Annotated in this window: 11 protein-coding genes; 4 read left to right on the top strand and 7 right to left on the bottom strand. The window is 67.7% G+C overall.

What is annotated here, in order from left to right:
- Positions 1 to 1453, bottom strand: a 1453-nt coding sequence (locus JWN03_RS35070) for an acyl-CoA dehydrogenase family protein (protein WP_297624223.1), incomplete at its 3' end; no start/stop codon positions are given.
- A 179-nt stretch (positions 1454 to 1632) separates the two neighbouring features.
- Entirely contained in the window at positions 1633 to 2817 is a 1185-nt protein-coding gene (locus tag JWN03_RS35065; protein WP_297624221.1) for an AAA family ATPase, read from the bottom strand.
- 187 nt (positions 2818 to 3004) lie between these two features.
- Between JWN03_RS35065 and JWN03_RS35060 the strand changes: the two genes are divergently transcribed.
- The 3 genes from JWN03_RS35060 to JWN03_RS35050 all read left to right on the top strand — a co-directional run bounded on the left by JWN03_RS35060 (position 3005) and on the right by JWN03_RS35050 (position 4594).
- Entirely contained in the window at positions 3005 to 3256 is a 252-nt protein-coding gene (locus JWN03_RS35060; RefSeq protein WP_297624218.1) for a hypothetical protein, read from the top strand.
- Positions 3257 to 3582: 326 nt separating this feature from the next.
- Complete coding sequence (locus tag JWN03_RS35055) at positions 3583 to 4185, top strand: C40 family peptidase (protein WP_297624227.1); 603 nt, start codon at positions 3583 to 3585, stop codon at positions 4183 to 4185.
- Between the two features lie 16 nt (positions 4186 to 4201).
- On the top strand, positions 4202 to 4594 hold the full coding sequence (locus JWN03_RS35050) for an RNA-binding S4 domain-containing protein (protein ID WP_297624215.1): 393 nt from the start codon (positions 4202 to 4204) through the stop codon (positions 4592 to 4594).
- Here JWN03_RS35050 and JWN03_RS35045 read toward each other — a convergent pair.
- The 3 genes from JWN03_RS35045 to JWN03_RS35035 are packed head-to-tail and all read right to left on the bottom strand — an operon-like array spanning position 4591 to position 9224.
- A complete protein-coding gene (locus JWN03_RS35045; RefSeq protein WP_297624212.1) occupies positions 4591 to 5769 on the bottom strand; it encodes a cation:proton antiporter in 1179 nt (392 codons plus the stop codon). The two genes, JWN03_RS35050 and JWN03_RS35045, sit on opposite strands and share 4 nt — an antisense overlap.
- Complete coding sequence (locus tag JWN03_RS35040; protein WP_297624224.1) at positions 5766 to 6143, bottom strand: hypothetical protein; 378 nt, start codon at positions 6141 to 6143, stop codon at positions 5766 to 5768. Before JWN03_RS35040 ends, JWN03_RS35045 begins: the two co-directional genes overlap by 4 nt.
- Positions 6144 to 6173: 30 nt before the next feature.
- Positions 6174 to 9224 carry an acyltransferase domain-containing protein gene (locus JWN03_RS35035; protein WP_297624209.1) on the bottom strand — a complete coding sequence of 1017 codons (3051 nt, stop codon included), beginning with the start codon at positions 9222 to 9224 and terminating at the stop codon, positions 6174 to 6176.
- Between the two features lie 59 nt (positions 9225 to 9283).
- Here JWN03_RS35035 and JWN03_RS35030 point away from each other — a divergent pair, with 59 nt between their 5' ends.
- Positions 9284 to 10261 (top strand): MBL fold metallo-hydrolase, encoded by a 978-nt coding sequence (locus JWN03_RS35030; protein ID WP_297624206.1) that lies wholly within the window; start codon positions 9284 to 9286, stop codon positions 10259 to 10261.
- On the opposite strand, the gene JWN03_RS35025 is transcribed toward JWN03_RS35030, so the two are convergent.
- Both JWN03_RS35025 and JWN03_RS35020 read right to left on the bottom strand, forming a co-directional pair.
- Positions 10234 to 10425 (bottom strand): type II toxin-antitoxin system VapB family antitoxin, encoded by a 192-nt coding sequence (locus JWN03_RS35025; protein ID WP_297624203.1) that lies wholly within the window; start codon positions 10423 to 10425, stop codon positions 10234 to 10236. The two genes, JWN03_RS35030 and JWN03_RS35025, sit on opposite strands and share 28 nt — an antisense overlap.
- A 212-nt stretch (positions 10426 to 10637) precedes the next feature.
- Positions 10638 to 11303 (bottom strand): NAD(P)H-dependent flavin oxidoreductase (locus JWN03_RS35020; protein WP_297624200.1); only part of this gene is annotated, 666 nt, incomplete at its 5' end.

Below are 11303 nucleotides of genomic sequence, written 5' to 3'. Positions count from 1 at the left end.
GGACGGTGCCGCTGCCCACGGTGAGCTGCGGGAACCACTTGGCATAGAACCCGCTCGCGCCGACCGCCGCCTTGGCCTTGTCCTTGAGCTCGGCATTGCGATCGACCAGCGCCCCGGCCGCCGACATATGCGCATCGGCCATCTCACGCGCGACGAGCAGCCGCATGATCTCGCTGGAGCCCTCGAAGATGCGATTGATGCGCAGATCTCGCACGAGTTGCTCTGCGCCCACGGCGCGTTCGCCGCGTGCGGCCAGAGAGGCGGCCGTCTCGTAGCCGCGGCCGCCGCGGATCTGCACCAGTTCGTCCGCGATCTTGCAGGCCATCTCGGAGGCCCACAGCTTGGCCAGCGCCGCTTCGATGCGAATGTCGTTGCGGTTCTCGTCGCACATCGTGGCCGACAGGTCCAGTACCGCCTCCAGCGCGAAAGTCGTTGCCGCGATGAAGGACAGCTTGGACGCCACCGCCGCGTGCTCACCGACCGGACGACCCCACTGCACGCGGGTGGCGCTCCACTCCCGGGCGATCTTGAGCGACCACTTGGCCGCCCCGGTGCACATGGCCGGAATCGCGAGCCGGCCGGCGTTCAGCGTGGTGAGTGCGATCTTGAGCCCGTCGCCCTCCCGCCCGACCAGATTCCGCTTGGGCACCCGCACCTTGTCCATGCGGGTGACGCCGTTCTCGATGCCTCGCAGGCCCATGAACGAATTACGGCGCTCCACAGTGATACCCGGGCTGTCCGCCTCCACGATGAAGGCGGAGATGCCGCCACGGTGGCCCTCGCTCTTGGGCACGCGCGCCATCACCACGAGCAGTTCCGCGACCACGCCATTGGTGGTCCACAGCTTCACGCCACTGATCTCGTACGCCTCCCCGTCCGCGGTGGGGGTGGCGGTCGAGGCCATGCGCGCCGGATCGGAACCGACATCGGGTTCGGTGAGCAGGAAGGCGCTCACCGCGCCTCTGGCGCAGCGCGGCAGGAACTCTCGCTTCTGCTCCGGGGTGCCCGCGAGCTTGAGCGGTTCCGGGACGCCGATGGACTGATGTGCCGACAGCAGCACGCCGAGGCTGGCGTGCGCCGAGCCGACCAGCATCAGCGCCCGGTTGTAGCCGACCTGCGTGAGGCCGACGCCGCCGTACTCCTCCGGAATCTTGAGGCCGAAGCAGCCGAGATCGGCCAGCCCGCGCACATATTCGTCCGGAATGCGGCCCTCGACCTCGATGCGCTGACCGTCGATGGTTTCGCAGAAGGTGCGCAGCCGCGTCAGATAGGCGTCCATCTTGGCCTGATCCGCCGCATCGGGATGCGGGAACGGATGGATGAGGTCGAGGCGGAACCGGCCGAGGAACATCTCCTTCGCGAAGGAGGGTTTGGCCCAGGTGGTTTCGCGAGACTCTTCGACGAGTGCCCGGGCCTGTTCTTCGGTGGCATCGACTTTCGCGGTAGTCGCCATGTGGTCCTCCTCGGACGTGATGGGAATCACATTCGAGTGTAGGAGTCTTTGTTACCCACCGGTAGTCATTGGCAATGATCGAAACCGCTTGTCAGACAATGATCTTGAATCTTCGGCAACTCTCCAGCCCCCGTGTGCGCTGCCCGGTGGGCAGCGCACACGGGGGAAATTGGGGGGATCTACTGCACGCCGCGCAGGTATCGGCCGAAGTGCGGCACCGTGAAACCGATCGTGCCGCGCTCGGCGGAGTAGATCAGGCCCTTCTTGATGAGCCCGTCCCGGGCGGGGGAGAGTGACGCCGGTTTGCGATCCAGCTCCCGCGCGACGGCGGCCGTGGAGACCGGTCCGTCGTCTCCGGCCAGATCTGCCATGGCGCGCATGTACTCCCGCTCCGCCGGGGTTGCCCGCTCGTACCGGGAGCCGAAGAACCCGACCGCCAGCTCCTCCTCTGCGGTGGGCGCGGCGACGTCCACATCCTCTTCGGTGATCGGGCTCTGGGTGGCCACGTCCCAGGTGGCCTTGCCGTAGGCCTGGACGAAGTACGGATAGCCGTCGGCCTTCTCGTAGAGCGCGTCCAGGGCGGCCTCGGTGTACTTCACGTCCTCCCGCCCGGCCGGGGCGATGAGGGCCTGGTCGGCGGATTCCCGATCGAGACGATCGATCCGGTGATATGAGAACAGCCGCTCCGAATATGACTTGGAGGCGGAAAGCACGGCGGGCAGGTGCGGCAGCCCCGCGCCGACCACGATCAAAGGCGCGGCGTCCTGGCTCAATTCGTGGCACGCCCCGCAGATGGCCGAGATGTCCGCCGGGCCCAGATCCTGCAGCTCGTCGATGAACAGCGCGATGCCCACACCGGCGTCGCGGGCGAGTTGCGCGGCCTCCAGTAACAGCTCGACGAGATCGATCTCGATATCGCCGGAGTCGGCCCGGCCGGTCACCGCGGGCACATCGATGCCCGGATTCCAGCGCTCCCGCATGCCCTTGTCGGCGGTGGAGCGCAGCGCGAAAGCCTTGAGAATGCCGAGGAAGTCGTCGACCTGGTCCGGATTGCGATGTGCCACAGCGATCGATCGCACCGCCATGTGCAGTGCCGAGGAGAGCGGCCGGCGCAGCTCCTGATCGGGGCGTGCCTCGAGTTTGCCGGTGCCCCAGCCGCGCGAGCGCGCCGCCGAGCGAAGTTGATTGAGCAGCACGGTCTTCCCGACGCCGCGTAATCCGGTGAGCATGACGCTGCGCTCCGGGCGGGCGCGGGCAATGCGCTCCAGCACGATGTCGAAGGCGTCCAGCTGCCGATCTCGGCCCGCGAGTTCGGGCGGTCGCTGTCCGGCGCCGGGGGCGTACGGGTTTCTTACCGGGTCCACGCGACGACGGTAACGCCAAAATCACGGATTATCCGGGCATCTACGGAACCCCCTAGACACAGCTATCGACCGGCATACGCGGGGTGTGAGCGCGTGCCGCGACGGGTGTTCCCTTCGCACCCCTTGCCGCTCTTCGTCCCTCGCTACCCTTATGACTGATTTGCTGATGCCCAGGGCAGGAGGGTTCATGTCGGAGGAAGCCCCGTCCACCGTCGCCGAGGTGGTCGAGTCCTGGAACGTTCCCGCCGAGGCGGTGGTGGCGGCCCGCATTCGCAACAACATTCTGGTGGCCATCGAACGCGGCTACGACGATCCGCAATTGGTCGCGGACCTCGCGGTCGGGCCGCTGGTAATGGCGCTGGGGCAGCTGGAGGTCCAGCTCGCCGATGCTCGGCGCCGGATCGAGGAACTCGAGCGGTCCGCCGAGGCGCGGAGTTGAGGGTTGCGGAGTTGAGGGTTACCGAGTCGTGATCCAGTTTCCGGTGCGGGAATTCGCGTGTCCGCCGGGCGTTTTGCGGTGCGTCGCGACACGCGCCGCGTGTGGGGTGGACAACACGGGCTGGCCATCGTAATCTCTTCGTGACTTAGCGGAGTCTGTCGCTTCATCGGAGAGGCGGCCCGCGACGTTACCGGCTAGACGATGACGAGCAACACATTCGTCCTCGAATCGGGATGCAGCACAAGATCGGAGATGCGAGCTCGGTGGGTAGACACAGTTTGCAGCGGGAATCTCGGGTACCGAATTCCGTGAAGGGCGCCATTGTGATGGGCGCCATGGCAGCAACGACAACCGGCGCGTTCCCGGCGATTACCGCCTCGGCCGCCACCATTGATGTTCCGGGTATCGGGAACTTCGATGTGCCGGACAATTTTGCACCGCAGGTTCAGCAGTTCAACCAGGCGGTCAAGGACTTTCAGGCGAACCCGGGCGCTGCCATCCAGCAGCTCGGCGCCAATCCCTCCCCGGGCGCCAATGGCTTCCAGCTTCCGGAGCTGTTCCCTCAGCACCAGCAGCCGAGTGCCCCGGCCCAGATCGCTCTCCAGGCCGCACAGTCCAAGGTCGGCGCCCAGTACTCCTGGGGCGCTACCGGTCCGTACAGCTTCGACTGCTCGGGTCTGGTCCAGTGGGCCTACAAGCAGGCCGGAGTCGAACTGCCGCGCACCAGCTTCGAACAGTCGAACGTCGGCGCCCCGGTGGCCTTCGAGGATCTGCAGCCCGGTGACATCGTTGTCACCAACGGCGGCGGCCATGTCGGTATGTACGCCGGAGACGGCAAGCTGCTGAACGCCGTGCAGACCGGTACTCCCGTCTCCTACACCAATCTGCGTCCCAACATGGTGGTCACTGCGCGTCGCATCAGCGCGTGAGCCGTATCGTCAACGCGTGACTTCTGCTCTACCGAGCGAACCAGCCCAGGCCCGAGTCGATTCTTGGGTATGGGCTGTTCGTCTTTTCAAGACCCGGTCTGCGGCGGCCACCGCTTGCCGCGCCGGGCATGTGCGTGTCAACGGCGTGCCGGTGAAGGCTGCCCACTCGCTCAAACACGGTGACGAGATCCGCGTCCGCGTCGGCGGAGTCGAACGCATTGTGATTGTCGAGCGACTGCTCACCAAGCGCGTCGGCGCGGCCGTCGCCGCGCTCTGCATGATCGACAAGAGCCCGCCCCCGCCCGACCCGCTGGTGGTCGCCACCCTGCCGCACCGCGATCGCGGCACCGGCCGCCCTACCAAACGTGAACGCCGCGAAACGGATCGGCTGCTCGGCCGCGAGCCCTAACCGGCGGGCTTCGGGTCCTGTGGTCCCGGCTGCGCGGCTTGCCGGACCGCCGCGCGATTGGCTGCCAGAGCGGTTGCCGCGACCGATACGAGGGCGCCAAGCATGAGCGCCGCCGGCTCTCCGGGTTTCAGCACATGCAATTGCGTGCCGACGGTGACCGCGGCGACCGGCACCCCGATCTGCGCGGCGGCCATGGTGCCGAAGATGATCGGCTGACCGGTGAACCGCATGGCGATATGGGTCAGCACCGCCGCGCCGCCGAGCGCCAGGCCGAGCAGGATCAGCCACGGATGCTGGCCGAACTCACGGAGATTCAGGCGCGCGCCCAGCCAGACGAAGAACATCGGCGTCAGGAATCCGTCGCCGAGCGCGAACAGCTGCTTGGCCACCCGGCGCGGCTCACCGACTGCGGCGACCGCGAGTCCCAGGGCGAAGCCCGCCAGCATGACCGATACATGCGTGCTGGTGGCCAGGGCGCACAGCGCGAACAGCAGGGCCAGGCTCACCCGCAGCTCCAGCGCGAACTGCCGCTGTTCGGAGATCTTGTGATAGCGCTGCCGGATACCCGAATTGCTCAGGTACCGGAGCATGAAGTACGCCGCGGCCGCGGCTGCGGACACCGCCACCGCGCCGAGCGCCGCACGTCCGGCATTGGCGGGATCGATTACCAGCGGCAGTGCGACCACACACGCGGCATCGGCGATGGCGACCTGAGCGGTCAACTCCAGCACGGGTTTTTGAAGAGAACCAGGCCCGTTCAGGCCCTGCGAATCGAGGATCGGCAGCACCAGCGCGGCCGAGGAAGACGCGATCAGCACCGCGTAGAGCGCGCCGTGTCCGGTATCGAAGATCGCGGACACCGCCTGCCCCGCGATCACCGCGAGCAGGCCGACCAGCACGGCGCGCAGCGCACCCTTGCCCAGCGCCGTACGGATGGTCGCATCACGCATGGGCACATGGGTGCCCGCCACGAACATGACCACGGCGAATCCGACATCGGCGAGGAAGGTGAAGGTCTGATCCGCCGGATTCAATACCCCGAAACCGGTGGTGCCGAACAGGATTCCGGCCAGCAGCTCACCGAGGATGACCGGTAGGTGCCACTGCGAGCGCCAGGCCAGCACCGGTCCGGCCAGCCCGAGCACGATAATGAGTGCGAGAAGTCCGAATGTCACGGTAGTGGAGCGATTTTCACCGGAATCTGAATGTTCTCGTCCGAGTAGTGGATGGCGCACACCCGGTGGTAGCCGTCCGCGATCTGCATCGGGACGCCCTTCCGAAAGTCACCGCATACCAGCAGGACCGGTGAGAGCGTCTTGCCCGCCGCGATCTTCGCCAGGTCCCGCCGCACATACGGATTGGAAGCGGGCGCCAGCTCCAGGCCGGAGGCCCGCAGAATGTCCTTGGCCTTCTTGTGCGTGACCTTCGCGGACCGCAACTCCTCGATCACCGTCTGCACCACGTCCGGAGCGCCCAGCAGTTCCAGGTAGTCGGTCGCCGCCGGATAGTCGTGCTCGTCCGGTTCGTCTTTCCACTTCACCTGCACAATCGGTTCCGCCATGCAGTCATCATGGCCGCATCACCGGCCGGTCGCACCCGACACGCGGGACAGCGGCTGCCAGCCGGAGGTGGAGAACCCGATGGTGAAGTCGGTCGGATCGCTCGCGGTCAGCTCCACCAGATTGGCGGCCGCCGTGCGATCGGGCTCCCGGCCCGCGTGCACGACGCCGCGAATCGGCGAACCGCACTCCCGAATATCGTGCAGCGCCGTCGCCAGATCCGTCCGATCGGTGGCATCGCAGCGCACCACCACGATCCAGTCGTCCATCCCGTCCAATGGCGGCGGCAGTGCGCGCGGCATGCGCGTCAGCACCACCACATCGCGCGCACCCGCATCCAGCAGCCACCGCACCGCCACCGCACCCGAATTCCCGAGCCCGCCCGCGACCACGTACGTGCCCTCGGCCCGAATGGGCATCTCGGGCGGGCGCACCGCCGCACCGTTCACCGAAATTGTGCGCCGCCAACGCCTTTGCGGCGGCGGCGAAGTCTGTGGTCCCAGCGCCGTCCAGTCGACGGCCCGCCCGTCGAGATGCAGTCGCGCGATCGTCCGCAGAAAACTCGCCGCCTCATCAACGCGCGAGGCCATCGAATACGTGGACTCCCGAAATGCCGCCTGCTCCCGCACGATTGCCGCCAGGACGGGATGCGGCCCGACTTCCACCACCGTCGAAAAACCATCGGCGGCCGCTTGTTCCAGGGCCGCGCCCAATTCGACCGGCCCTGCCGCATTCTCGCCCCAATACGCGGCATCCATGCCCGGGTCGGCCTCCGGCGTTCGAGCGCCGTTCCGGTTCGGTTCGGCGGTCGGATTCGGTGCGGTGCCGCGCGTCTGGGGAGCGGCGCTCGGATGCGGCCTGTGCGCGGTTGCGGCCGCGCCGCCATCGTCTCCCGCGCTGCGGACCGGCCCTCCGATCACCGCGCCTCGCCGTGTCGTCGAGTAGACGGCGCATTCCGGCCGCCGAGCGGTGATCCCGGCGAGCTCCGTAATCAGCTGTGGCGCAACGGCTCGCACCTGGGGGATATGCGGCACCGCAATCGTTCCGGCTACTGCGCTTTCGGCGTTGATGCGCTGTGCGAAAATGGCCCGCCGATGTGCGCGGCGCACCAATGCGTCGATATAGCGCGGTTCCCCCGAGACGATGACCGAGCGCGGCCCGTCGATCGCGGCCACCCCGACCGTCGCCCGCATGGGCTCCAGCAGCCGCAGCGCCTCGGCCGGCGTCGCCTCCAAAACCGCTGCCGCACCGTGATCCCCGATCTTCGACAGCAGTCGGCCACGCGCCACCACGATCCGCGCCGCATCACCCAGCGATACCGCCCCGCTCACCGCCGCCGCCGCGACCTCACCCACCCCGTGCCCCGCAACAGCATCGGCCCGCACCCCCCACGAATCCAGCAGTTCCGCCAGCGCCACCTGCAGCACGAACAGGGCCGGCTGCGCAAAGTCCTCGCCGACCTCCCCGTGCCCGAACCCGGTGCGCGGCGTCCACACTCGCGGCCCACCAGCCTCCGCCACCGCATCAGCCGCCTCCGTCAACGCCCCCGCAAACACCGGATACCGAGCCGCCAACCCCCGCCCCATCCGCGCATGCCCACCCCCACCCGAAAACAGCAACAGCACCCCACCCTCCCGCCGCACCCCGGAAACCCCCACCACCTCACCGCTTCCGGCAGGCCGTGCTACCGCCGACACCACCGACCCGACAATGCGCCGCACGACGCCGGCGCCCACCCCGCACGAATTGCCCTGAGCCGCCGGTCCGCGCGGTGCGTAGGCCGCCGCCCGCGTTGCGCCCGACTCAGTCGACGCACTCGACCCGCTGTGCGGAACGGCGACTGCCCCACCGCCGTGGGGATTCGTCCACACGCCTGATTCGGTGTGCTCGCCTGTTCCGGTCGAGCCGCCACCCGTCGCGAGGGCCGCACCAGGCCGCCACACCGCGCCCGCCGGTATACCGGAGTCGTTGTGCGGCAACGGCTCCGTGCCGGCTGTGTCCGGATTCGCTGTGATGTCCGACGCGCGGGCTTCCCCCGGGCCCGGTGTGGCGTCGAGCCGTATCTGTCCCACCTCGGCCGTGCCGGGGTCTACCGGGGCAGGCGTGGTGGCGCGGTAGTTCGCGCTGTACACCGTGGTTGAGCCGGCGGCGGCGATGTGCTGGGCGAGGGTTCGGAGCTGGGTTGCCGCGTCGACGGTGTCATGGGCGAGGATGGCGGCTCGGTATCGGTCGGGGACGAGTCGGGCTACGGCCGTGGCGAATTCGCGGAGGGTGAGGTAGGTGGCGGCGGTGTCCGCCCAGTGCTGGGCCAGATCGTGGAGGGCGATCGGATCGGTACTGGAGAGGGGGATCAGGACCGGGGGTTCGTCGCCGCGGGCGTCGGGGGAGGGGTGGGTGCCGTGGTTGCGGAGGGCGATGTGCGCATCGGTCTCCCCGGATCCGGGGAAACCCAGGCCGGTTCCGGCGATTTCGGCGTAGCAGCGTGTTCCGGTGCGCGCTGCTTCCAGGGTGCGCTGGAGCACCAGGACGGTGCTCACGTCGCTGCTGGGAGGCGCGGTGATGCCTGAGATATCGGGCAGCAGAGTCAGGTTCGCGCCACCGGCAATGACGAACGGGACCGCGTCATCGGCCAGCAGTCGCACCGCCGTATCCACTGCTACCAGCGGCGAAGCGCGATCACTGCCCACCATGAGGCTCGGTCCGTGCAGGTCGAGTGCCCGCGACAGCTGGTGCGCGCTATTGGCGGCGCCGGCGGCGAATACCGTTGCGGCGCCGAAGACCACGGCGGCGCGGGAGCCGCGGGCCAGGCAACCGAGACCGGAATCGTCGAGCGCCTCGACCGCCAGTTCCAGATTCACCCGCTGATGCGGGTCCATGGCGGCGGCCTCGCGCTCGGTGATCCCGAACCACTCGTGGTCGAAGGCGGTACCTGTCGCGCGGTACGCGACACCGACGATCGACACCCGGAGAATGGGTGTGCGATCGGTGGATGCTGTCGTACTCTCCCGCACAGGAAGTCCCTCCCGTGTCCGGCGCCGTCCACGCCGAAGTACCTCCGGCGATTCTGCCAAGGTTTCGTCCCGCCCAGAAGAGCTTTCGCGCAGGTAGCTTGTGACATAGCGTGACGCGGGTGAGCGAGAACCCTGTAAACGAGGGGCAGAACGCCTCCGTGACCGAGGGCCGCCCCGGCGCCCTGTCCACCCTGGCGCGCTGTTGCGCGGCCGTCGCGGCGACGCCCGCCAAACTATTGCGGCCGCGGCAACCCGATACCGGGTTTCTCGCCGGGCTGCACCTGGCGGAGGTGCCGCCGGCGCGCAATACCGTGAAGTTCCGGTCGCTGATCCAGGGCCGGATGTCCGCGCCCGCCACCATTGTCGCCGAGGGTGTGCGCAGCCTGCGCGAGCTGCCCATGGCCATGGGCGCGTTCCTGGTCGAACATCCGCAGGCCCGGTTCCTGGTCGATCCGGCGCTGTGCGCCGATGTGCACCGGCGGGTGCTGCCGGGATTGCCCTTCCCGGTCGGGCTGCTCGTTTCGCCGGACAAACCGGTGCTCGGGCTCGGTGATGCCTTGGCCGCGCGGGATCTCACCGGTGCGCAACTCGATTTTGTTCTTGCCACGCATCTGCACTGGGATCATGTCTCCGGTCTGCTGGAACTTCCGGATTCGGTCGAATTGCGAATTCCGGCAATCGAATACGACTGGGCGATGGGCGGTCCGCAGGCGCCGATCGGTGTGGTGCGCGCGCCATTGCGGAATCGCACGACCGGCAATATCGAACTGGACGGTCCTCCGGTACTCACCTTTCCGCGCAGCCACGACTTGTTCGGCGACGGCGCGGTCGTACTGGTGGATCTCGCCGGTCATACACCCGGCAGTATCGGCGTGCTGCTCGCCGTGGACGACGGCACGCGCGTACTCCTGGCCGGTGACGCTGTCTGGAACACGTTGCAGATCAAGCTGATTCGGGAGAAAGCCCCCATGCCCGGCCGGCTCTTCGATGCCGACCGGGACGACGCCTTCCGCACCATTCAGCGCCTACACGCGCTCCCCGACGGTATCGAGGTCATCGCCTCGCACGATTACGATGCCGTGGCTGCCCGCGGGTGAAACGGGTGCTCGTAATCCGCCGCTGTCGCATGCGAACCGAAGAAACGCAATGCTAGGTTCACCGCGTCCTGTTCGGTGTGCACGCCCGAAATCGCCATCGCCCGACGCAGGGCGTCGTCATCGAGATAAATTCGAGTGATTGCCATATCGGCCACCTCCGCCACACGTCCGTCGTGTCCCTAAAGCATGACGGATCAGGCGCCCGGGGACACCCGAAACGACAAGTACCCCTGGCAGATTCGCCAAGGGTCCTTGCCCGAATTGTCTGGGATTGTGAAGTAACAACAGATTTCGCGAGGGCCGGGTAACTCCTGGGGTACCCCCAGAACTTGTGGCGCACCCGACCGCCGGCACGCGAATGGGACTGTGTGGGCGCTTAGCTGTGCGCTGAAGGTGCGGAGAGGCGGCTCAGCGAACCGATGAGCTCCTCGGCTTCGGAGACCATGCGGGACACCAGTTCCGCGCAGGTCGGGATGTCGTTGATCAGGCCCTGAACCTGGCCGGCCGACCAGATGCCCGCGTCCAGATCGCCCTCTTCGAACACGCGGCGGCCGCGCGCACCGGCGACCAGATCGCGCACATCCTCGAACTTGCCGCCGGCCTTCTCGATTTCGACGACCTTGCGGCTGATCTCGTTGTCCGCGACGCGGGCGGTGTTGTGCATGGTGCGGAAGATCAGCTGGGTGGCACGCTCGGAATTGGCGACGATCTGCTCCTTGACCGTCTGGTGGATCGCCGACTCCTGGGTGCACATGAAGCGGGTGCCCATATTCACGCCGTCCGCGCCCAGCGCCAGCGCCGCGACCAGGCCGCGCGCATCGGCGATACCGCCGGAGGCGATGACCGGAATGTCGAGCACCTGGGTGGCGGCCGGAATCAGGATCAGGCCGGGGACATCGTCCTCACCGGGATGCCCGGCGCATTCGAAGCCGTCGATGCTGACGCCGTCGACGCCGATCTTCTGCGCCTTCAGGGCGTGCCGGACGCTGGTGCACTTGTGCAGCACCTTGATCCCGGCTTCCTTGTAGTACGGCAGGAAGGG

It is taken from the genome of Nocardia sp. (assembly GCF_025465275.1).
In the GTDB taxonomy this organism is placed as follows: domain Bacteria; phylum Actinomycetota; class Actinomycetes; order Mycobacteriales; family Mycobacteriaceae; genus Nocardia.
The sequence above is the reverse complement of the archived record's forward strand: the minus strand, read 5'-3'. Positions and strand labels throughout refer to the sequence as shown.

Coding starts and splice junctions, on each gene's coding strand:
- JWN03_RS35060 (WP_297624218.1), top strand. CDS start 3,005: ATGTCGGAGGAAGCCCCGTCCACCGTCGCCGAGGTGGTCGAGTCCTGG.
- JWN03_RS35055 (WP_297624227.1), top strand. CDS start 3,583: ATGGGCGCCATGGCAGCAACGACAACCGGCGCGTTCCCGGCGATTACC.